The 21,419-nt window shown below is 40.6% G+C and carries 24 protein-coding genes and 1 other annotated feature; of the genes, 23 read left to right on the forward strand and 1 reads right to left on the reverse strand.

The genetic code is table 11. The features are described from left to right. The first annotated feature begins 39 nt into the window (after positions 1–39). Positions 40–190: a sequence feature (ribosomal protein L10 leader region), on the forward strand. Between the two features lie 44 nt (positions 191–234). From rplJ to tuf, 10 genes are all read left to right on the forward strand, one after another. After that, complete coding sequence (rplJ, locus tag EDC24_RS14690; RefSeq protein WP_124223886.1) at positions 235–735, forward strand: 50S ribosomal protein L10; 501 nt, start codon at positions 235–237, stop codon at positions 733–735. Between the two features lie 46 nt (positions 736–781). Continuing rightward, entirely contained in the window at positions 782–1,147 is a 366-nt protein-coding gene (rplL, locus tag EDC24_RS14695) for a 50S ribosomal protein L7/L12 (RefSeq protein WP_124223888.1), read from the forward strand. Between the two features lie 113 nt (positions 1,148–1,260). Continuing rightward, on the forward strand, positions 1,261–1,881 hold the full coding sequence (locus tag EDC24_RS14700) for a class I SAM-dependent methyltransferase (protein WP_124223890.1): 621 nt from the start codon (positions 1,261–1,263) through the stop codon (positions 1,879–1,881). A 373-nt stretch (positions 1,882–2,254) separates the two neighbouring features. Then, positions 2,255–5,806, forward strand: coding sequence for a DNA-directed RNA polymerase subunit beta (gene rpoB / locus EDC24_RS14705; RefSeq protein WP_124223892.1), 3,552 nt, complete (start codon positions 2,255–2,257; stop codon positions 5,804–5,806). Positions 5,807–5,858: 52 nt separating this feature from the next. Then, positions 5,859–9,464, forward strand: coding sequence for a DNA-directed RNA polymerase subunit beta' (gene rpoC, locus EDC24_RS14710; protein WP_124223894.1), 3,606 nt, complete (start codon positions 5,859–5,861; stop codon positions 9,462–9,464). A 110-nt stretch (positions 9,465–9,574) separates the two neighbouring features. Further along, positions 9,575–9,826: a ribosomal L7Ae/L30e/S12e/Gadd45 family protein gene (locus EDC24_RS14715; RefSeq protein WP_124223896.1), complete on the forward strand. Its 252-nt coding sequence runs from the start codon at positions 9,575–9,577 to the stop codon at positions 9,824–9,826. A gap of 97 nt (positions 9,827–9,923) precedes the next feature. After that, positions 9,924–10,337 (forward strand): 30S ribosomal protein S12, encoded by a 414-nt coding sequence (gene rpsL / locus EDC24_RS14720; protein ID WP_124223898.1) that lies wholly within the window; start codon positions 9,924–9,926, stop codon positions 10,335–10,337. A gap of 41 nt (positions 10,338–10,378) precedes the next feature. Beyond that, on the forward strand, positions 10,379–10,849 hold the full coding sequence (gene rpsG, locus EDC24_RS14725; protein WP_124223900.1) for a 30S ribosomal protein S7: 471 nt from the start codon (positions 10,379–10,381) through the stop codon (positions 10,847–10,849). Between the two features lie 50 nt (positions 10,850–10,899). Continuing rightward, on the forward strand, positions 10,900–12,978 hold the full coding sequence (fusA, locus tag EDC24_RS14730) for an elongation factor G (protein ID WP_124223902.1): 2,079 nt from the start codon (positions 10,900–10,902) through the stop codon (positions 12,976–12,978). 105 nt (positions 12,979–13,083) lie between these two features. Continuing rightward, positions 13,084–14,274 carry an elongation factor Tu gene (tuf, locus tag EDC24_RS14735; RefSeq protein WP_124223904.1) on the forward strand — a complete coding sequence of 397 codons (1,191 nt, stop codon included), beginning with the start codon at positions 13,084–13,086 and terminating at the stop codon, positions 14,272–14,274. Positions 14,275–14,394: 120 nt separating this feature from the next. Here the strand turns inward: tuf and EDC24_RS14740 are convergent, their stop codons facing one another. After that, positions 14,395–15,111 carry a coenzyme F420-0:L-glutamate ligase gene (locus tag EDC24_RS14740; RefSeq protein ID WP_211342385.1) on the reverse strand — a complete coding sequence of 239 codons (717 nt, stop codon included), beginning with the start codon at positions 15,109–15,111 and terminating at the stop codon, positions 14,395–14,397. A 378-nt stretch (positions 15,112–15,489) separates the two neighbouring features. Between EDC24_RS14740 and rpsJ the strand changes: the two genes are divergently transcribed. From rpsJ to rplX, 13 genes are all read left to right on the forward strand, one after another. Then, entirely contained in the window at positions 15,490–15,798 is a 309-nt protein-coding gene (rpsJ, locus tag EDC24_RS14745; protein ID WP_054753888.1) for a 30S ribosomal protein S10, read from the forward strand. A 23-nt stretch (positions 15,799–15,821) separates the two neighbouring features. Beyond that, positions 15,822–16,451: a 50S ribosomal protein L3 gene (gene rplC, locus EDC24_RS14750; protein WP_124223906.1), complete on the forward strand. Its 630-nt coding sequence runs from the start codon at positions 15,822–15,824 to the stop codon at positions 16,449–16,451. A 25-nt stretch (positions 16,452–16,476) separates the two neighbouring features. Then, the gene (gene rplD, locus EDC24_RS14755; RefSeq protein ID WP_124223908.1) at positions 16,477–17,100 is read left to right on the forward strand and encodes a 50S ribosomal protein L4; all 624 of its coding nucleotides are present in this window, start codon (positions 16,477–16,479) and stop codon (positions 17,098–17,100) included. Then, on the forward strand, positions 17,100–17,390 hold the full coding sequence (rplW, locus tag EDC24_RS14760; RefSeq protein WP_124223909.1) for a 50S ribosomal protein L23: 291 nt from the start codon (positions 17,100–17,102) through the stop codon (positions 17,388–17,390). Before rplD ends, rplW begins: the two co-directional genes overlap by 1 nt. A gap of 38 nt (positions 17,391–17,428) precedes the next feature. Next, positions 17,429–18,268 (forward strand): 50S ribosomal protein L2, encoded by an 840-nt coding sequence (rplB, locus tag EDC24_RS14765; protein WP_124223911.1) that lies wholly within the window; start codon positions 17,429–17,431, stop codon positions 18,266–18,268. 57 nt (positions 18,269–18,325) lie between these two features. Beyond that, positions 18,326–18,604, forward strand: a complete 279-nt coding sequence (rpsS, locus tag EDC24_RS14770) for a 30S ribosomal protein S19 (RefSeq protein ID WP_124223913.1) — start codon at positions 18,326–18,328, stop codon at positions 18,602–18,604. Between the two features lie 19 nt (positions 18,605–18,623). Further along, on the forward strand, positions 18,624–18,968 hold the full coding sequence (rplV, locus tag EDC24_RS14775) for a 50S ribosomal protein L22 (protein ID WP_124223915.1): 345 nt from the start codon (positions 18,624–18,626) through the stop codon (positions 18,966–18,968). A gap of 3 nt (positions 18,969–18,971) precedes the next feature. Further along, positions 18,972–19,616 (forward strand): 30S ribosomal protein S3, encoded by a 645-nt coding sequence (rpsC, locus tag EDC24_RS14780; protein ID WP_124223916.1) that lies wholly within the window; start codon positions 18,972–18,974, stop codon positions 19,614–19,616. Between the two features lie 18 nt (positions 19,617–19,634). Beyond that, positions 19,635–20,069, forward strand: a complete 435-nt coding sequence (gene rplP / locus EDC24_RS14785; protein ID WP_124223918.1) for a 50S ribosomal protein L16 — start codon at positions 19,635–19,637, stop codon at positions 20,067–20,069. After that, the gene (gene rpmC, locus EDC24_RS14790; protein WP_091773726.1) at positions 20,059–20,262 is read left to right on the forward strand and encodes a 50S ribosomal protein L29; all 204 of its coding nucleotides are present in this window, start codon (positions 20,059–20,061) and stop codon (positions 20,260–20,262) included. The genes rplP and rpmC overlap by 11 nt, the downstream gene beginning before the upstream one ends. A 21-nt stretch (positions 20,263–20,283) precedes the next feature. Further along, positions 20,284–20,547, forward strand: coding sequence for a 30S ribosomal protein S17 (gene rpsQ / locus EDC24_RS14795; RefSeq protein ID WP_124223920.1), 264 nt, complete (start codon positions 20,284–20,286; stop codon positions 20,545–20,547). Between the two features lie 37 nt (positions 20,548–20,584). Next, positions 20,585–20,953, forward strand: coding sequence for a 50S ribosomal protein L14 (gene rplN / locus EDC24_RS14800; protein WP_124223922.1), 369 nt, complete (start codon positions 20,585–20,587; stop codon positions 20,951–20,953). Positions 20,954–21,084: 131 nt separating this feature from the next. Continuing rightward, positions 21,085–21,396: a 50S ribosomal protein L24 gene (rplX, locus tag EDC24_RS14805; protein WP_124223924.1), complete on the forward strand. Its 312-nt coding sequence runs from the start codon at positions 21,085–21,087 to the stop codon at positions 21,394–21,396. Positions 21,397–21,419 lie beyond the last annotated feature (23 nt).

The following is a 21,419-nucleotide window of genomic DNA, read 5'->3' on the forward strand; positions in this document are numbered from 1 at the left end:
AAGGTCAATCTATTTTATATAATTGCGTTTGTTGAAAATTAAATGACTTTTATTATACCGTAGACAGTAGGAGCAGTTCGCTGCTTAAATCTTTCCTGCCGAGGTGCCAGATTTCGAATGTTTCGTACAATTGTGTACGATTGCGATATTAGTGCCTCCATGTCTACATGGGGGCATTTTTTATGAACACCGTACGGTATGATTGGGATTAACCAACGACTAGGAGGTGGAACGATGAGCAATGTACTTGAACTGAAAAAGCAACAGGTCGACGAAATTGCACAAAAACTAGAAAATAGTAAAACAACAGTTCTTGTTGATTATCGTGGTCTAAATGTTGATGAAGTAACTGAACTACGTCAACAACTACGTGATGCGGGCGTGGACTTCAGAGTTTATAAAAACACAATGACACGCTTCGCAACAGAAAAAGCAGGTTTCGAAGGATTAAACGAATTACTAGTTGGTCCAACTGCTCTTGCTTTCTGTGAAGAAGACGCAGTAGCTCCAGCAAAAATCATCGGTGAATTCGCAAAAGATCATGAAGCTTTAGAAATTAAAGGTGGCGTGATTGAAGGCGAAATTGCTACACTTGATCAAGTTAAAGAACTTTCAGAGCTACCTTCATACGAAGGACTTGTTTCTATGCTACTCAGCGTATTACAAGCTCCAGTTCGCGACTTCGCTTATGTTACAAAAGCAGTTGCAGAACAAAAAGAAGAAGAGAGCGCGTAAAGCGTCATAGTCGGATAAATTAAAAAATATTAAGGAGGATCTTATCATGACTAAAGAGCAAATTATTGATGCTATTAAAGAAATGTCAGTATTAGAATTAAATGATTTAGTAAAAGCTATTGAGGAAGAATTCGGCGTAACAGCTGCTGCACCAGTTGCGGCTGCGGGTGCTGCTGCAGGTGGCGAAGCTGCTGAAGAGCAAACTGAATTTGATGTTGTACTAGAAGACGCAGGCGATTCTAAGATTAAAGTTGTTAAGGCTGTTCGCGAACTTACAGGCCTTGGCTTAAAAGACGCAAAAGAATTAGTTGATGGCGCTCCTGCAACTATCAAAGAAGCAGTTGCTAAAGAAGAAGCTGACGAAATGAAAGAGAAGCTTGAAGAAGTTGGCGCTAAAATCGAATTAAAATAATGCACAAACAAAAAGCTCGCTGAATGATCAGCGAGCTTATGTTTGTTTAAATTATTTCCCCTGTAAAGTCTCATAACATGTCATGATTTTACCTATAAAGAGGTGCTCGTACATTGACTGAACACTATTATTCCAAGAACCCTACAAGCAAAAGTAACCCTTCACAATTTCAAACATCAATACTTTCTTCAACCTTTACATTTCATACAGATGAAGGCGTGTTTTCAAAAAAACAATTAGATTATGGCACAAACGTCTTGCTCCATGCTTTTGAACTTCCTGAAGTAGAAGGCGATTTGTTAGACCTAGGTTGCGGATATGGCCCTATTGGAATTGGGCTCGCTAAACAATATCGGGATCGTGAGATTTTAATGGTTGATATCAATGAACGCGCTGTTGAACTGTCTAAGAAGAATTGTGAGGTTAACGCTGTAGAGAACGCTCGTGTATTGCAAAGCGATGGAATTGAGAGTGTATCTAATCAACGGTTTGCTACTGTTATAACAAACCCGCCTTTTCGTGCAGGTAAAACAGTGGTTCACCAAATGGTGGAAGATAGCTATGAATTATTGCTAGAAGGTGGCGAATTATGGGTTGTTGTACAAAAGAAGCAAGGGGCTCCATCTTTAAAGGGAAAAATCAAAAATGTTTTTGGACAAGTTGATGTCGTAAAACGCGATAAGGGGTATTTTATCCTGCGTGGTAAAAAGTTTGACTCGGATATACCGGTATGATAATATTAAAAAATGCCAATATATACGTTTGTTTGTCAAGAACTTTTTTCGAAAAAGTTTAAAACACGTATAATTATTACGACTAATACCGATAAATGTATTATGTAATTGATTCCGAAGTGGGGTATTAACTCTGACAAACTCAATCTTTTATGTTGATTTATTAAGATTATATCAAACATTCGTGAAAATGACACGGATGTAAATATAAAAAATGCTTGAGTTTCTTTTAAAATAGGAGTTGTTCAAGCAAGTTCGGCATGCTTTTTTGTCGAACCATTTTTTGTTTAATTGTTAGTGGGAAACCACTGATGCCGAAACAAGCGATCCTTGTTTCTCTCTATTAAATCTGGTTGTTTGAGGGGTGAAGCAGTTGACAGGTCAACTAGTTCAATATGGTCGACACCGCCAACGTAGAAGTTATGCAAGGATTAGTGAAGTGCACGATCTTCCTAATCTAATCGAAATTCAAACCAAATCTTATGAATGGTTTTTAAGAGATGGTTTGAAAGAAATGTTTGAAGACATTTCACCAATCGAGGATTTCACCGGGAATTTATCTCTAGAATTTGTAGACTATAGCCTGGGTGAGCCAAAATATCCTGTAGATGAAGCGAAAGAGCGTGACGTCACTTACAACGCGCCCTTACGTGTCAAAGTTCGCTTGTTGAATAAAGAAACGGGCGAAGTTAAAGAACAGGAAGTATTTATGGGAGACTTCCCATTAATGACCGATACAGGTACCTTTGTAATTAATGGTGCTGAACGTGTCATTGTATCTCAGTTAGTCAGATCACCAAGCGTTTACTTTAATAACAAAGTAGATAAAAATGGTAAAAAAGGTCATACCGCAACGGTTATTCCGAACCGTGGTGCTTGGTTAGAATTTGAAACTGATGCTAAAGATGTTGTGCACGTACGTATTGACCGTACGCGTAAACTACCACTCACTGTATTATTAAGAGCTTTAGGTTTTAGCTCTGACGATGAAATCGTTGATTTAATCGGTGATAATGAGTACTTACGTAATACGCTTGAGAAAGACAACACAGAAGACAGCGAAAAAGCTTTAATTGAAATATATGAAAGATTACGCCCGGGAGAACCCCCAACAGCGGATAACGCTAGAAGCTTGTTATATTCACGTTTCTTTGATCCGAAACGTTATGACTTAGCGCGCGTTGGTCGCTATAAAATGAACAAAAAACTCCATTTTAAAAATCGACTACTTAACCAGACGTTAGCTGAAACGATTGCTGATGAAGAGACTGGTGAAGTTATAGCTCGAAAAGGCGACAAATTAAACCGCCGCTTATTAGATAAAATCATTCCTTATTTTGAAGCCGAGGAAGATTCTGTCGGTGAGAAGATCTTAGAGCCACAAGATGGTGTATTAGAAGATCCAATTAAGGTACAATCAATTAAAATTGTTGACCCTACAGACCCTGAGGGCGAAAAAACGTTAAACGTTATTAGTAATGGTAATGTCAGTGATCAAGTTAAGAACATTACACCGGCAGATATCATTTCGTCTATCAGTTATTTCTTTAACCTATTACACACTGTAGGTAACACAGATGATATCGATCATTTAGGTAACCGTCGCCTTCGTTCTGTTGGTGAATTACTACAAAACCAATTCCGTATTGGTCTTTCTCGTATGGAACGTGTTGTTCGCGAAAGAATGTCCATTCAAGATACGGAGTCTATTACGCCACAACAGTTAATTAATATTCGTCCTGTGATTGCTTCTATTAAAGAATTCTTTGGTAGCTCGCAATTATCACAGTTCATGTATCAAACGAATCCGTTAGCAGAGTTAACGCACAAACGTCGTTTATCTGCATTAGGACCTGGTGGTTTGACACGTGAACGTGCAGGCTTTGAAGTGCGTGACGTACACTACTCACACTATGGTCGTATGTGTCCGATTGAAACACCAGAAGGTCCGAACATCGGGTTAATTAACTCGTTATCTAGCTTTGCAAAAGTTAATGAGTTTGGATTTATTGAAACGCCATATCGCCGTGTAGATCACGAAACAGGAAAAGTTACTGAGAAAGTTGATTACTTAACGGCAGATGAAGAAGATAACTATGTTGTTGCTCAGGCAAACGCTCGTCTAACCGAAGACAGTACTTTTGCAGACGAAGAAGTTATCGCACGTTTCCGTGGTGAAAACACCGCAGTTCCACGTGAGCAAATCGATTATATGGACGTTTCACCGAAGCAGGTTGTATCAGCTGCGACAGCTTGTATTCCGTTCTTAGAAAACGATGACTCTAACCGTGCCTTAATGGGTGCGAACATGCAGCGTCAAGCAGTACCTTTATTAGAGCCGGAATCGCCGTTTGTGGGAACAGGAATGGAGTATGTTTCAGGTAAAGATTCAGGTGCAGCTGTAGTTGCAAAACAAGGCGGAATCGTTGAGAAGGTTGAAGCGAAAGAAGTTCACATTCGTCGTATTGAAGAAGTGGACGGCAAAGAGGTTAAAGGTGACTTAGACAAATACCGTTTAGCTAAATTTGTTCGTTCAAACCAAGGAACTTGCTATAACCAAACACCGATCGTGTCCAAAGGTGACCGTGTTCAAAAAGGTGAAATTTTAGCTGATGGCCCGTCAATGGACAAAGGTGAATTAGCCCTTGGCCGTAACGCGCTTGTAGCGTTTATGACATGGGATGGTTATAACTATGAGGACGCCGTTATTATGAGTGAGCGCATGGTGAAAGAAGATGTATTCACATCTATTCACATTGAAGATTTCGAAACTGAGGCTCGTGACACGAAGTTAGGGCCAGAAGAAATCACACGTGATATTCCAAACGTGAGCGAAGATGCACTTAAGAACTTAGATGAAGAGGGAATTATTCGTGTTGGTGCTGAAGTAACAGATGGCGACTTATTAGTAGGTAAGGTTACGCCGAAAGGTATGACTGAATTATCAGCTGAAGAGCGCTTATTACACGCTATTTTTGGTGAAAAAGCACGTGAAGTAAGAGATACCTCACTACGTGTGCCACACGGTGGTGGCGGAATCGTCCTTGATGTAAAAACCTTCAACCGTGAAGATGGTGATGAGCTATCTCCGGGTGTTAATAAATTAGTACGTGTTTACATCGTACAGAAACGTAAAATCTCTGAAGGGGATAAAATGGCAGGTCGTCACGGTAACAAAGGTGTTATCTCACGTATTTTACCGGAAGAAGATATGCCATACTTACCAGATGGAACACCTGTAGATGTCATGTTAAATCCACTAGGTGTACCGTCTCGTATGAACATCGGGCAGGTATTAGAATTACACTTAGGTATGGCGGCTAGAGAAATGGGAATTCGCGTTGCGTCTCCAGTTTTCGACGGTGCCAGAGAAGAAGACGTTTGGGAGACGGTCCTTGAAGCTGGCTTAGCACGTGATGGAAAATCTGTTCTTTATGATGGCCGCTCAGGTGATGCCTTTGACAACCGTGTATCTGTTGGTGTTATGTATATGATTAAGCTAGAGCACATGGTAGACGACAAGTTACACGCTCGTTCAACTGGACCATACTCACTCGTAACGCAACAACCGCTTGGCGGTAAAGCACAATTCGGTGGCCAGCGTTTTGGTGAGATGGAAGTTTGGGCTCTTGAAGCTTATGGTGCTGCATATACACTACAAGAGATCTTGACGGTTAAATCAGATGACGTTGTAGGTCGAGTGAAGACTTATGAAGCCATCGTAAAAGGTGAAAACTTACCTGAACCAGGAGTTCCTGAATCGTTCCGAGTCTTGATTAAAGAGCTTCAAAGTCTTGGTATGGATGTCAAAATGTTAACTCAGGAACGCGATGAGATTGATATGAGAGATCTCGAAGAAGAAGACCAGTCAGGAGAATTAAATGTCTCCATGGAACAATCAGAAGATCAAAGCGTTAGTGAATAAACGAATATAGCGCATAATACAATTCGTTGAAAATATAAGGGAGGTAGGCTCCTTGATCGATGTAAACAGATTTGAGTTTATGAAAATTGGTTTAGCTTCACCGGATAAAATCCGTTCATGGTCATTTGGAGAAGTTAAGAAGCCAGAGACGATTAACTATCGTACGTTAAAGCCTGAAAAAGATGGTTTATTCTGTGAACGTATTTTTGGTCCTACTAAGGATTGGGAATGTCACTGCGGTAAGTACAAACGTGTCCGTTATAAAGGTGTCGTTTGTGACCGTTGTGGTGTTGAAGTAACAAAAGCAAAAGTACGTCGTGAGCGCATGGGGCACATTGAACTTGCTGCCCCTGTCTCTCACATTTGGTATTTCAAAGGGATCCCAAGTCGTATGGGATTAGTTCTAGATTTATCCCCTAGAGCACTAGAAGAAGTGATTTATTTCGCTTCATACATTGTGACAGACCCGGGCGATACACCGTTAGAGAAGAAGCAACTTCTAACAGAGAAAGAGTTCCGTGCTTATTATGAAAAATACGGAAACACATTCAAAGCCGATATGGGTGCTGAAGCAATCCGCAAATTACTTCAAGATGTTGATTTAGATCGTGAAGTATTTGAGCTAAAAGAAGAGCTTAAAACCGCACAAGGCCAACGCCGCACACGTGCGATTAAGCGATTAGAAGTACTGGAATCATTCCGTAACTCTGGAAACAATCCAGACTGGATGATTATGGATGTATTACCGATTATTCCACCAGAACTTCGCCCGATGGTTCAATTAGATGGTGGGCGTTTTGCAACGTCTGACTTAAACGATTTATATCGCCGAGTTATCAATCGTAACAACCGTTTAAAACGTTTGTTAGACTTAGGCGCACCTACGATTATTGTTCAAAACGAAAAACGTATGCTTCAAGAATCAGTCGATGCGTTGATTGATAACGGTCGCCGTGGCCGTCCAGTTACTGGCCCAGGAAACCGTCCATTAAAATCCCTTTCTCATATGTTGAAAGGTAAGCAAGGTCGTTTCCGCCAAAACCTACTAGGTAAACGTGTTGACTATTCAGGTCGTTCCGTTATCGTTGTTGGACCGAATTTAAAAATGTATCAGTGTGGACTTCCGAAAGAGATGGCGATCGAACTGTTCAAACCGTTCGTCATGCGCGAATTAGTTGAGCGCGGTTTAGCTCATAACATTAAATCAGCTAAACGTAGCATTGAACGTTTACGCCCAGAAATTTGGGATGTTCTTGAAGATGTCATTAAGGAGCACCCGGTACTATTAAACCGTGCGCCAACGTTACACCGTTTAGGTATTCAGGCGTTCGAACCTGTGTTAGTCGAAGGTCGTGCGATTCGCTTACACCCATTAGTATGTACAGCATATAACGCGGACTTTGATGGTGACCAAATGGCGGTACACGTTCCATTATCACCAGAAGCTCAAGCAGAAGCACGTGTGTTAATGCTTGCCGCTCAAAACATTCTTAACCCTAAGGATGGTAAGCCAGTTGTAACACCATCACAAGACATGGTATTAGGTAACTATTACCTAACTCTAGAACGAGAAAATGCACTTGGTGAAGGCCGTTTGTTCTCTACCTACGAAGAAGCAATATTAGCTTATGACAACGGTTATGTACATTTACACAGCCGTGTAGGAATTGACGCTAGGTCATTAAATAATCCTCACTTTACTGAGGAACAAAATCAAAAAGTTCTCGTTACAACGATTGGTAAGCTAATTTTCAACAACATGCTACCGAACTCATTCCCTTACATGAATGAGCCGACATCAAGTAACTTAGAGGTCCGTACACCTGATGAGTATTTTGTTGAGCCAGCAACAGACATAAAAGAAGAACTACAAAATCGTGAACTTATTAAGCCATTTAAGAAAGGAATCTTAGGCGATATTATCGCTGCAGTCTTTAAACACTATAAGATTTCCGAAACATCCAAGATGCTTGATAAGATGAAGGATTTAGGCTTTAAGTACTCAACAAAAGCTGGTATTACAATAGGTGTATCAGACATCGTTGTCTTATCTGAAAAACAACAATACCTTGATGAAGCGCAAGGTAAAATTGATAAAGTCATGAAGCAATTCCGTCGTGGTCTAATCACAGACGAAGAAAGATACGATCGCGTCATTGCAACATGGACGGAAGCTAAAGATCAAATTCAAGAAAAACTAATGGTTTCATTAGACTCCTTAAATCCAATCTTTATGATGAGTGATTCGGGTGCCCGTGGTAACGCATCTAACTTTACACAGTTAGCAGGTATGCGTGGTCTAATGGCGAACCCATCTGGTCAAATTATTGAACTACCGATTAAATCAAGCTTCCGTGAAGGCTTAACCGTATTAGAGTACTTCATCTCGACACACGGTGCTCGTAAAGGTCTAGCGGATACGGCGCTTAAGACAGCCGATTCAGGTTACTTAACTCGTCGTTTAGTTGACGTCGCACAAGATGTCATCATTCGTGAACACGATTGCGGAACTGATCGCGGTATGACTGTTTCAGCTTTAACAGAAGGTAACGAAACAATTGTGCCATTGTATGACCGCTTAGTTGGTCGTACGGTGTTTAGAAAAGTTCAACACCCAGAATCAGGCAAAATCTTAGCTGAACGTAATGAATTACTCACAGAGGATATCGCCAAAGAAATCGTAGATGCTGGTGTTGAATCAGTTGTTATACGCTCTGTCTTTACATGTAACACTCATCACGGTGCTTGTGTTAAATGTTATGGCCGTAACATGGCAACAGGTGATCGTGTCGAATCAGGCGAAGCTGTTGGTATTATCGCAGCGCAATCAATTGGTGAGCCTGGTACTCAGCTTACAATGCGTACGTTCCACACAGGTGGTGTTGCCGGAGATGACATCACACAAGGTTTACCACGTATCCAAGAGATCTTTGAGGCACGTAACCCTAAAGGTCAGGCTGTAATCAGTGAAATCGAGGGTACAGTGTTTGAGATTAAAGATGTTAAAGATAAGAAAGAAATTGTCGTTCAAGGTGCGGTTGAAAGTCGTAATTACACAACACCTTACAATGCTAGATTGAAAGTTAAAGAAGGCGATGAAGTCATTGCAGGTCAATCACTAACTGAAGGTTCTGTTGACCCGAAAGAACTTCTAAAATCACAAGGACTTCAAGGGGTAGAAGAGTACTTACTAAAAGAAGTACAAAAAGTATACCGCATGCAAGGTGTTGAAATTAGTGACAAACACGTTGAAGTAATGGTTCGTCAAATGTTAAACAAAGTACGTGTTATTGAATCTGGAGATACTGATGTAATTCCAGGATCACTACTTGATGTTAACCAGTTTAGAGAAGCGAACCGTCAAGTCTTACAAGAAGGCAAGCAGCCAGCTATTGCAAAACCAATTATCCTTGGTATTACAAAAGCTTCCCTTGAAACAGACTCATTCTTATCTGCAGCTTCATTCCAAGAAACAACACGAGTGTTAACGGATGCGGCGATTAAAGGTAAGTATGATGAACTACTAGGACTGAAAGAGAATGTTATTATTGGTAAGTTAGTTCCAGCTGGTACTGGCTTAGCTAAATATCGTAATCTAGAAGCTGATAAAGAAGTTATTGAAGCAGAAGAAGTAGAAGAAGTTACAACAGAAGCATAATAGGTGGAAGCACCTTGAATCTTGTTTATAATTTTTATTGACAACGTATGGGGTCAATGATAATATATTCAAGGTGCTTCATTTAACCCTGTTACTTTGGAGGATAGCTAATGTCTTATGAAAAAGTAGCACAGGCTAATCAAAGTATAATTATTGGAGCTAAACAAGTGATAAAATCCATTAAACATGGAGATGCGCTTGAAGTCGTTGTGGCAGAAAATGCCGAGCGACGTATAACAGATAAAGTTTTAAAAGCAGCAAATGACTATGATGTACCGATAACGTTTGTAGAATCTATGAAAAAATTAGGCGAAGCAAGCGGGATCGACGTCGGAGCAGCTGCAGTGGCAATAAATAAATAAACTTATACACTATGTGTGTTGAGTTTATTTTTTGCCCATTAATGAACCACCTGGATGTGTGGAATTAGAAACAGTGATTAAGAAGGGAGGAAACAACATGCCTACTATAAACCAATTAGTACGTAAAGGTCGTAAAACAAGAGGCAGAAAGTCTGACTCACCAGCTTTAAATAAAGGATTTAACTCTTATAAAAAGAAGTATACTGATAATCCTTCTCCGCAAAAGCGTGGTGTTTGCACACGTGTCGCAACCATGACACCTAAGAAGCCGAACTCAGCACTTCGTAAATACGCTCGTGTGCGTTTATCTAATGCGATCGAAGTTACGGCTTATATCCCTGGAATTGGTCACAACCTACAAGAACACAGTGTTGTACTAATTCGCGGTGGACGTGTTAAGGACTTACCAGGTGTGCGTTATCACATTGTTCGTGGTGCACTAGATACAGCTGGTGTTGAAGGTCGTAAACAAAGCCGTTCTAAATATGGTGCTAAAAAGCCAAAGAAATAAACGCTAAATAGATAAAACCACGTAGAAAGGAGGAACTATTTATGCCACGTAAAGGAGCAGTTCCTAAGAGAGATGTTTTACCTGACCCGATTCATAATTCTAAGCTTGTAACGCGTTTAATCAATCAAATCATGGTTGACGGTAAAAAAGGTGTTGCACAAAGAATTCTATATAATGCGTTCGATTTAGTTAAAGAACGTAGCGGGCAAGAACCAATGGATGTTTTTGAAGAAGCTATGAAAAACGTTATGCCTGTACTTGAAGTACGTGCTAGACGTGTTGGTGGTTCAAACTACCAAGTACCAGTTGAGGTACGTCCTGAGCGTCGTCAGGCATTAGGTTTACGTTTCATCGTTAACTACGCAAGATTACGCGGAGAAAAAACGATGGAAGAACGTTTAGCTAATGAAATTCTAGATGCAGCAAATAATACTGGTGCAGCGGTTAAACGCCGTGAAGAAATGCACAAGATGGCAGAAGCGAACAAAGCGTTTGCTCACTATCGTTGGTAATATTATATTAATCATACAATTTAGCTCTAATATAGGAAGGAGAAATGAATATGCCTAGAGAGTTCTCCTTAGACAAGTATCGTAATATCGGGATCATGGCTCACATCGATGCCGGTAAAACAACAGCTACTGAGCGTATCCTGTTCTATACAGGAAGAATTCATAAGCTGGGAGAAACTCACGAAGGTGCATCTCAAATGGACTGGATGGAGCAGGAGCAAGAACGTGGTATCACGATCACTTCTGCTGCAACAACAGCTCAATGGGATGACCATCGTATTAACATCATCGATACACCAGGACACGTAGACTTCACAGTTGAAGTTGAACGTTCTTTACGTGTACTTGATGGTTCTGTTGCGTTGCTAGACGCACAGTCAGGTGTTGAACCACAAACTGAAACTGTTTGGCGACAAGCAACTACTTACGGGGTTCCACGTATTGTTTTCATAAACAAAATGGATAAAGTAGGAGCAGACTTCATATACTCCGTAGGTACTTTAGAAGATCGCCTAGGTGCTAACGCGCACCCTATTCAACTACCAATTGGTGCTGAAGACCAATTCGAAGGTATCATTGATTTAGTTGAAATGAAGGCTTACTTCTATGAAGATGATTTAGGAACTCGTGCAAAAGCTACTGAGATTCCTGATGATTACAAAGATCAAGCTGAAGAATACCGTGGCCGTCTAGTAGAAGCTATTGCTGAACTAGATGAAGATCTAATGATGAAGTATCTTGAAGGTGAAGACTTCGAACTAGATGAACTTAAAGCTGCGATTCGTAAAGCTACATGTGACGTTGAATTCTATCCTGTTATGTGTGGTTCAGCATTTAAGAACAAAGGTGTTCAGTTACTATTAGATGCTGTTGTAGACTATCTTCCATCACCATTAGACGTACCTCCAATTGAAGGTATTGTTCCTGGTACAGAAGAAGAGATTGTTCGTAAGTCTGACGACAACGAGCCATTCTCTGCATTAGCATTTAAAGTTATGACGGACCCTTATGTTGGTAAGTTAACATTCTTCCGTGTGTACTCAGGTACACTAAGCAGTGGTTCTTATGTCAAGAATTCAACAAAAGATAAGCGTGAACGTGTAGGTCGTATTCTTCAAATGCACGCTAATCACCGTGAAGAAGTTGACATGGTTTATGCTGGTGACATTGCTGGCGGTGTTGGCTTAAAAAGTACAGCAACAGGGGATACACTTTGTGATGAGAAAAGCTTAGTTATTCTTGAATCAATGGATTTCCCTGATCCAGTAATTGCTGTAGCAATCGAGCCAAGATCTAAATCTGACCAAGATAAAATGGCCATTGCGTTAGGTAAACTTGCAGAAGAGGACCCAACATTCAGAACTGAAACGAACGAAGAGACTGGTCAAACGATCATCCACGGTATGGGTGAGTTACACCTAGACGTTATCGTTGACCGTCTAAAGCGTGAGTTTAAAGTTGATGCAAACGTAGGTGCTCCACAAGTTGCTTATCGTGAGACTTTCCGTGGAAGTGCGGAAGTTGAAGGTAAATTCGTACGTCAGTCTGGTGGTCGTGGACAATACGGTCACGTTTGGGTTAAATTTGAACCAAACGAAGAAGGTGCTGGCTATGAATTCGTAAACAAAATCGTTGGTGGTGTTGTTCCTAAGGAATACATCCCTTCAGTTGAACAAGGTATTGGAGAGGCAATGGAAAACGGTGTTGTTGCCGGCTATCCATTAGTCGATGTTAAAGCAACATTATACGATGGTTCTTACCACGATGTTGACTCTAACGAAACAGCCTTTAAAGTTGCCGCATCAATGGCTCTTAAAGAAGCTAAAAACAAGTGTAAACCAGTTCTACTTGAACCAATGATGAAAGTAGAAATCGTAGTTCCTGAAGAATACATGGGCGATATCATGGGTGATGTTACATCACGTCGTGGCCGTGTAGAAGGAATGGGATCACGTGGTAATGCATCTGTTGTAAGTGCATTTGTTCCACTTGCAGAAATGTTTGGTTATGCAACTGCATTACGTTCAAACACGCAAGGTCGTGGTACGTACACAATGCACTTCAGTCATTATGAAGAAGTACCAAAGAGTATTTCAGATGAGATTGTTAAGAAACATGGTGGAGCTTAATTAATCCACTAGCAACAATTATTGTAAACAGTCACCTTCTAATGCTATATTAGTAGGTGACTGAACAAATAAAACATAAATTTTATATCTAAGGAGGAAATATAAATGTCAAAAGAAAAATTTGACCGTTCCAAATCCCACGTCAACATTGGTACTATTGGACACGTTGACCACGGTAAAACTACTTTAACTGCAGCAATCACGACTGTACTTCATCAAAAATCAGGTAAAGGTACTGCGATGGCTTATGACCAAATCGACGGTGCTCCTGAAGAGAAAGAGCGTGGAATCACAATTTCTACAGCTCACGTTGAGTACGAAACTGAAACTCGTCACTATGCACACGTTGACTGCCCAGGTCACGCTGACTATGTTAAAAACATGATCACTGGTGCAGCACAAATGGACGGTGCAATCCTAGTTGTATCTGCAGCTGACGGCCCAATGCCTCAGACTCGTGAACACATCCTACTTTCTCGTCAGGTTGGTGTACCAGCAATTGTTGTATTCTTAAACAAGTGCGACATGGTAGACGACGAAGAATTACTAGAACTAGTAGAAATGGAAGTTCGCGATCTATTAAGCGAGTATGATTTCCCTGGTGATGACGTACCAGTTGTAAAAGGTTCTGCTCTAATGGCTCTTGAAGGTGAAGAGCAATATGTTAACGCAATCTATGAACTAATGGATGCAGTTGACGATTACATTCCAACTCCAGACCGTGACACTGACAAACCATTCATGATGCCAGTTGAAGACGTATTCTCAATCACTGGCCGTGGTACAGTTGCTACTGGCCGTGTTGAGCGTGGTCAAGTATCAGTTGGTGACGAAGTTGACATCATCGGTCTTGCTGAAAATTCAAGCAAAACAACAGTTACTGGTGTTGAAATGTTCCGTAAGCTTCTTGACTATGCTGAAGCTGGTGACAACATTGGTGCACTACTACGTGGTGTTTCTCGTGAAGAGATCAAGCGTGGTCAGGTATTAGCTAAGCCTGGTTCAATCACACCTCACACTCATTTCAAAGCTGAGGTTTATGTACTATCTAAAGACGAAGGTGGACGTCATACTCCATTCTTCACTAACTATCGTCCACAGTTCTACTTCCGTACAACTGACGTAACTGGTGTTATTCAGTTACCAGACGGTGTAGAAATGGTTATGCCTGGTGACAACGTTGAAATGGACGTTCAACTAATCACAACAGTTGCGATTGAAGAAGGTACTAAATTCTCAATCCGTGAAGGTGGCCGTACTGTAGGCGCTGGCGTTGTTTCTGAGATTATTGAATAATAACCGTTAAGGTTCAAATAAAAAGGATTGCCGAATTCGGCAATCCTTTTTTTGATAAGCTTTAAGGACAAATTAAAATCCGCACTATGTTTAAACATAGTACGGATTCTTTAAATTATATTACTCAGTTTCTTCTTTTCTAATAATGCCTAAAGGAGTTCGTTGACTTCCTTGTCCAATTGGATTATCTCTTAGTATATCTGGCATATCAAGGGCTTCCATAGAAGGGTCTGAATATCCTAAAACTTCTTGTTCTAAATCGTTAATATCTACAATAGCTACTTTTGCTCCAATTTTCTTAGATACATCCTTTGCTATCTTATCAGGATCCTCCGGAGATAAGACAACGTATTTATTGTATGGAGGAATGGTATCGGGTGTTGGACCATCTATAGATTTAGCTTTTCTGCCTGCAATCGTATAGAAAACCCCTTTTTTCTTCAATACGACCTTACAAAAACCACCTATTAAAGCAGCAAATAAAATTCGGAACCAACCAGCCTCTTGAATATACATTTGCATAGTCTCAGGCATACCAGGACCAATTCCATGTTTAGTTTTTATAACAAAATTTGATAAGAACTTTGCTAGTAAACCAGGTTTAATCTCTTCTAATGGGATAGCTCGTCCTTGAGCAGCGGCTGTGGCTTTCTCACTAATGAAGACAATATCGTTTGGTTCTAATAAGTCTCTTGTATAACGATCCACGACTTCAACAATATCATCTTCTTTCATGATTACATGTGTTTTAATTAATATTCTTTTAAATGTAGATCCGTTAGATTGAATGGTATTTTCAATAGTAGAATCTTTGTCCGACATTGCAAAATCTGTCAACGTTAGTACCCCTCTCTTTACTCTACAAATGATTACAATTTATTATATCACACGCATGTTAAATTAAAACTTGTAACCACGAAATTCAGTGAAAATTGTACCTTATACCTAATCTATTACAACAATTTTTCTGAATTTTATCCTATTGGTTGAAAGGTGCTCTAAACCTTAGTATAATAACTAAGGTGATTGCGAAGAAACATTGCGAATTTCCTTGCGAAACACAGTTAAATTCGGTATAATGTTTAATGTTGCAGTCATAACAAAGGCGATGAAGTGAAAGGTTGCTGACACACCCGGCCCCTTTGCCATGGCGAGTGTGGAGGAAATTTTCATGGAGTATGTCTGTTGTAAGATAGACGAAAAGGAGGGAAAGTAATGGCAAAAGAAAAAATCCGTATCCGCTTAAAAGCTTACGATCACCGTGTGCTTGATCAATCAGCGGAGAAAATCGTAGAAACGGCAAAACGTTCTGGAGCAGAAGTTTCTGGTCCGATCCCATTGCCAACTGAGCGCTCTGTTTACACAATCTTACGTGCGGTTCACAAGTACAAAGATGCTCGTGAACAATTCGAAATGCGCACACACAAGCGTTTGATTGACATTCTGAGCCCAACACCACAAACGGTTGACTCACTAATGAGATTAGACCTACCATCTGGTGTTGATATTGAAATTAAACTATAAATCATTTTTAGGAGGTGTAACGGATGGCGAAAGGAATCTTAGGACGTAAAATCGGTATGACTCAACTGTTCTCTGAAAACGGCGAATTGGTACCTGTTACAGTTATTCAAGCTGAAGGCAATGTCGTTCTTCAAAAGAAAACAGCTGAAAACGATGGCTACGAAGCTATCCAACTAGGTTTTGCGGACAAAAAAGAATCGAATGCGAAGAAACCGGAAAAAGGCCACGCAGAAAAGGCTGAAACTAACCCTAAGCGCTTCATTCGCGAAATCCGTGACGTTAATCTTGACAATTATGAATTAGGTCAAGAATTAAGCGTGGATGTATTTGAAGCTGGAGAAGCAATTGATGTTACAGGAACTTCAAAAGGTAAAGGTTTCCAAGGTAATATCAAACGTCATAATCAATCAAGTGGTCCAAAAACTCACGGTTCTCACTCAAAACGTGAACCTGGTGCGATTGGTGTAATTGATCCAATGCGCGTATTCAAAGGTATGAAACTACCAGGTCAAATGGGTGGTAAGACAGTTACGATTCAGAACCTAGAAGTTGTAAAAGTAGATACAGAAAACAACGTGATTCTCGTTAAAGGTAATGTACCTGGTGCGAAGAAATCATTTGTTGAAATTACAAGTGCGGTTAAGGCTAACTAAATATTAAACGAAGGGAGGATATGTCATGCCTAAAGTAGCACTATACAATCAAGGTGGCTCTCAGGTAGGCGATGTAGAGCTTACTGATGGAGTTTTTGGTATTGAACCAAACGAAACAGTATTAAAAGATGCTGTTGTTATGCAGCAAGCGTCACTACGCCAAGGTACTCACAAAGCGAAAAATCGCTCTGAGGTAGCAGGTGGTGGCCGTAAACCATGGCGCCAAAAAGGTACGGGTCGTGCTCGTCAAGGGTCAATCCGTTCACCTCAATGGGTAGGTGGTGGAACAGTATTTGGTCCAACACCTCGTAGCTACAGCTACAAGTTACCTAAGAAGGTACGTCGTTTAGCGCTTCGCTCAGCTTTATCTTCTAAAGTACAAAACGAAGAAATCGTAGTACTAGAAGACTTAAGCATTGAAGCTCCTAAAACGAAAGAAGTTGTTCAATTACTAAACAGTTTTGATGTGAACGAAAAAGCTTTAATTGTTACAGCAGAAAAAGACGAAGTAATCGAACGTTCTGCTAACAATCTACAAGGCGTGCATGTTCAAACTGTAGAACAAATTAACGTATTAGAATTACTGAAGTATGACAAGCTGTTTATCACGAAGGAAGCAGCTGAAAAAGCAGGGGAGGTGCTTGCATAATGACAGAACCAAGAGATATCATTAAGCGCCCGGTCATTACAGAAAACTCTGCAGATTTAATGGCTGAGAATAAATATACGTTTGAAGTCGCGAAAAAAGCGAACAAAACGGAAATTAAGCATGCCGTTGAAACTATTTTTGGAGTTAAAGTAGATAAAGTAAATACGATCAATCTTCAAGGCAAAACAAGAAGAATGGGACGTTACGAAGGACGCCGCCCAGATCGTAAAAAAGCTATCGTTACGTTAACACCTGACAGTAAAGAACTAGATTTCTTTGAAGGTGTGTAAGTCGGATAAAAAATATAATTTAAAAGGAGGGAAAAAAGATGGCGATCAAAAAGTATAAACCAACCAGTAATGGCCGTCGTAACATGTCAACATTAACTTATGATGAAATTACGACTACAACGCCAGAAAAATCCCTACTTGAACCAGTTAAAAAACGTGCTGGTCGTAATAACCAAGGGAAATTAACTGTTCGTCATCAAGGTGGAGGACACAAACGCCAATACCGTGTTATTGACTTTAAACGTGATAAAGATGGAATACCTGGTCGCGTTGCTACGATCGAATACGATCCAAACCGCTCAGCAAACATCGCGTTAATCAACTATTCAGACGGTGAAAAGCGTTATATCCTAGCACCTAAAGGCCTAAAAGTAGGTCAAGAGATTATTTCAGGTGAAGGTGCTGACATTAAAACTGGTAACGCGTTACCGTTGAACAAAATGCCAGTTGGTACTACTGTCCACAACATTGAGCTTAAACCAGGCCGTGGAGGTCAGTTAGTACGTTCAGCAGGTTCTCAAGCACAAATCTTAGGTAAAGAAGAAAAGTACGTTTTAGTACGTCTATCTTCAGGCGAAACTCGTATGATTTTAGGAACTTGCCGTGCAACAATCGGCCAAGTTGGTAACATCGAACACGAACTAGTAAGAGTAGGTAAAGCAGGACGCTCTCGTTGGAAAGGTATCCGTCCAACAGTACGTGGTTCTGTTATGAACCCAAGCGATCACCCACACGGTGGTGGTGAAGGTCGTGCACCAATCGGTATGCCATCTCCTATGTCACCATGGGGTAAACCTACGCTTGGACTTAAAACTCGTAAGCGTAATAAACAATCAGACAAATATATCGTTCGTCGTCGTAAGAAGAAGAAAAAATAAGTCTGAAAAACCACAGTCGCTCAGTCGAACGGCTTAAAGACGGAAGGAGGTTTATTCATGGGTCGTAGTTTAAAAAAGGGACCTTTCGTGGATGATCATTTGATGAAGAAAGTCGAACAAAATAACGAAGGAAATAAAAAGTCCGTCATTAAAACATGGTCACGTCGTTCTACTATTTTCCCTAACTTTGTAGGAAATACTATAGCAGTTTACGACGGCCGCAAACACGTTCCCGTTTATATTACGGAAGACATGGTTGGACACAAACTAGGTGAGTTTGCGCCAACTCGTACGTTTAAAGGTCATTCCGGTGACGATAAGAAAACAAATCGCTAATTGAGAGGAGGTTAGCATGATGCAACAAGCTAAAGCAGTAGCTAAAACAGTTCGTATTGCTCCTCGTAAAGCTCGTTTAGTCGTTGATTTAATTCGAGGAAAAGAAGTTGGCGAGGCATACGCAATTCTTGCTCATACAAACCGTGCAGCATCACCGCTGGTTGAAAAGGTTTTAAAGTCAGCAGTTGCGAATGCTGAGCACAATTATGAACTAGACGCAGAAAACTTATATATTTCAGAAGCATTTGTGAATGAAGGCGTAACACTTAAACGTTTCCGCCCACGTGCACAAGGTCGTGCAACAGCGATCAACAAACGTACTAGCCACATTACAGTTGTGGTATCAGAAAAGAAGGAGGGATAATCAGTGGGTCAAAAAATCAATCCTAAAGGTCTTCGTATTGGCGTCATTCGTGACTGGGAATCTAAATGGTATGCTGAGAAAGAATACGCTGACCTTCTACACGAAGATATTGAAGTTCGTAACTATATTGAAGAACGCTTAAAGGATTCTGCAGTCTCTTCAATCGAAATTGAACGTGCTGCAAACCGTATAAATATTTCAATCCACACAGCTAAGCCAGGAATGGTCATTGGTAAAGGTGGATCAGAAGTAGAAGCTCTACGTACTAGATTAAGTCAATTAACTGGCAAACGAGTTCACATCAACATCGTTGAAGTGAAAAAGCCTGAATTAGACGCAACACTAGTTGCAGATAATATCGCTCGTCAATTAGAGAATCGTGTTTCTTTCCGTCGTGTGCAGAAACAAGCGATTCAACGTGCAATGCGCTCAGGCGCAAAAGGTGTTAAAACGCAAGTATCTGGACGTCTAGGCGGTGCAGATATTGCTCGTGCGGAACAATATAACGAAGGAACAGTACCACTTCACACACTACGTGCAGATATCGATTACGGTACAGCTGAAGCTGATACAACGTACGGTAAGCTAGGAATTAAAGTGTGGATCTATCGTGGTGAAGTCCTTCCAACCAAAAATGATAACCAATAAGGAAGGGGGATTCGCAGTATGTTAATGCCTAAACGTGTAAAATTTCGTAGACAGCACCGTGGTAGCCTAAAAGGTCGTGCCAAAGGTGGAACGCAAGTATCTCATGGTGAGTTCGGTCTTCAAGCACTTGAAGGCGCATGGATTACAAGCCGCCAAATCGAGGCAGCTCGTATTGCAATGACTCGTTACATGAAACGTGGCGGTAAAGTTTGGATTAAAATCTTTCCAGATAAACCTAAAACTGCAAAGCCTCTAGAAGTTCGTATGGGTTCCGGTAAAGGTTCTCCAGAAGGCTGGGTAGCAGTTACTAAGCAAGGAAAAATCTTATTCGAAGTAGCTGGAGTTAACGAAGAGGTGGCTCGTGAAGCATTACGTTTAGCTTCTCACAAACTTCCAGTGAAAACGAAGTTCGTAAAACGCGAAGAAATTGGTGGTGATAGCAATGAAAGCTAATGAAATCAGAGAACTAACCACTGCCGAAATCGAACAAAAAATCAAGTCTTTAAAAGAAGAGTTGTTTAACTTACGCTTTCAGCTAGCAACTGGTCAACTTGAAAACACGGTACGTATCCGTGAAGTTAGAAAATCAATTGCTCGCATGAAAACAGTTATTCGTGAAAGAGAAGTCGGCATCAATAATCGATAAATGAGAGGAGGTCAACCTCGAATGAGTGAACGTAATAATCGTAAGGTTTATACAGGACGTGTGATTTCTGACAAGATGGATAAAACCATTACCGTTCTAGTAGAAACTTACAAATTCCACCCGCTTTATGGTAAGCGTGTTAAGTATTCAAAGAAATTTAAAACTCATGATGAAAACAACCAAGCTAAGAAAGGCGATCTCGTTAGCATTATGGAAACTCGTCCATTATCAGCTACGAAACGTTTCCGTCTAGTAGAAGTTGTAGAAGAAGCTGTCATTATATAATCGCTCGGAATGAATCCGAAGGGAGGTAACAAATCCTATGATCCAACAAGAATCTCGTCTAAAAATTGCTGATAACTCAGGTGCTCGTGAAGTTTCAACAATCAAAGTCTTAGGCGGTTCAGGACGTAAAACAGCAAACATTGGTGACGTTGTTGTTGCTTCAGTTAAACAAGCAACACCAGGCGGCGTTGTCAAAAAAGGCGAAATTGTTAAAGCTGTTATTGTACGTTCTAAAAGTGGCGCACGCCGTAAAGACGGTTCATATATTCGTTTCGATGAAAACGCAGCAGTAATCGTTCGAGATGATAAAAGCCCGAGAGGAACACGTATCTTTGGTCCAGTAGCGCGTGAATTACGTGAAAGACAATTTATGAAGATCGTATCTCTAGCTCCAGAAGTTTTATAATAAACGCCCTTAAGTGTTAACCTCGAAGGGAATCTTAGAGGTTCAACTCGCACTTATACTTTAAACCTTCGATGATGTCAGGCGTTTTAAAGTATAAACAAAACAATGCCTTGCAAGGAGGTGCACGATTCATGCATGTAAAGAAAGGCGATAAAGTTAAAGTAGTCACTGGTAAAGATAAAGGTAAAGAAGGCACGATCTTAGAGACTGATCCGAAAAGTGAACGCGTTTTGGTTGAAGGTGTTAACTATATGAAAAAACACGCAAAGCCTTCACAAGAAAATCCACAGGGTGGAATCTTGAACCAAGAAGCGCCAATTCATGTTTCTAATGTATTGCCTATCGATCCGAAAACAGGTGAACCTACTCGTGTCGGTTACGAAGAGCGTGACGGAAAGAAAGTCCGTATCGCTAAAAAATCAGGTGAACCTTTAGATAAATAGTGTTGCGTTGAAAGGAGGTCTAC

This window comes from Aquisalibacillus elongatus (assembly GCF_003843875.1).
GTDB classification, from domain to species: domain Bacteria; phylum Bacillota; class Bacilli; order Bacillales; family Alkalibacillaceae; genus Aquisalibacillus; species Aquisalibacillus elongatus.

Excerpts from the sequence above, each read along its gene's own strand:
- rplJ (WP_124223886.1), top strand. The coding sequence starts at position 235 with ATGAGCAATGTACTTGAACTGAAAAAGCAACAGGTCGACGAAATTGCA.
- rplL (WP_124223888.1), top strand. The coding sequence starts at position 782 with ATGACTAAAGAGCAAATTATTGATGCTATTAAAGAAATGTCAGTATTA.
- EDC24_RS14715 (WP_124223896.1), top strand. The coding sequence starts at position 9,575 with ATGTCTTATGAAAAAGTAGCACAGGCTAATCAAAGTATAATTATTGGA.
- rpsL (WP_124223898.1), top strand. The coding sequence starts at position 9,924 with ATGCCTACTATAAACCAATTAGTACGTAAAGGTCGTAAAACAAGAGGC.
- rpsG (WP_124223900.1), top strand. The coding sequence starts at position 10,379 with ATGCCACGTAAAGGAGCAGTTCCTAAGAGAGATGTTTTACCTGACCCG.
- fusA (WP_124223902.1), top strand. The coding sequence starts at position 10,900 with ATGCCTAGAGAGTTCTCCTTAGACAAGTATCGTAATATCGGGATCATG.
- tuf (WP_124223904.1), top strand. The coding sequence starts at position 13,084 with ATGTCAAAAGAAAAATTTGACCGTTCCAAATCCCACGTCAACATTGGT.
- rpsJ (WP_054753888.1), top strand. The coding sequence starts at position 15,490 with ATGGCAAAAGAAAAAATCCGTATCCGCTTAAAAGCTTACGATCACCGT.
- rplC (WP_124223906.1), top strand. The coding sequence starts at position 15,822 with ATGGCGAAAGGAATCTTAGGACGTAAAATCGGTATGACTCAACTGTTC.
- rplD (WP_124223908.1), top strand. The coding sequence starts at position 16,477 with ATGCCTAAAGTAGCACTATACAATCAAGGTGGCTCTCAGGTAGGCGAT.
- rplW (WP_124223909.1), top strand. The coding sequence starts at position 17,100 with ATGACAGAACCAAGAGATATCATTAAGCGCCCGGTCATTACAGAAAAC.
- rplB (WP_124223911.1), top strand. The coding sequence starts at position 17,429 with ATGGCGATCAAAAAGTATAAACCAACCAGTAATGGCCGTCGTAACATG.
- rpsS (WP_124223913.1), top strand. The coding sequence starts at position 18,326 with ATGGGTCGTAGTTTAAAAAAGGGACCTTTCGTGGATGATCATTTGATG.
- rplV (WP_124223915.1), top strand. The coding sequence starts at position 18,624 with ATGCAACAAGCTAAAGCAGTAGCTAAAACAGTTCGTATTGCTCCTCGT.
- rplP (WP_124223918.1), top strand. The coding sequence starts at position 19,635 with ATGTTAATGCCTAAACGTGTAAAATTTCGTAGACAGCACCGTGGTAGC.
- rpmC (WP_091773726.1), top strand. The coding sequence starts at position 20,059 with ATGAAAGCTAATGAAATCAGAGAACTAACCACTGCCGAAATCGAACAA.
- rpsQ (WP_124223920.1), top strand. The coding sequence starts at position 20,284 with ATGAGTGAACGTAATAATCGTAAGGTTTATACAGGACGTGTGATTTCT.
- rplN (WP_124223922.1), top strand. The coding sequence starts at position 20,585 with ATGATCCAACAAGAATCTCGTCTAAAAATTGCTGATAACTCAGGTGCT.
- rplX (WP_124223924.1), top strand. The coding sequence starts at position 21,085 with ATGCATGTAAAGAAAGGCGATAAAGTTAAAGTAGTCACTGGTAAAGAT.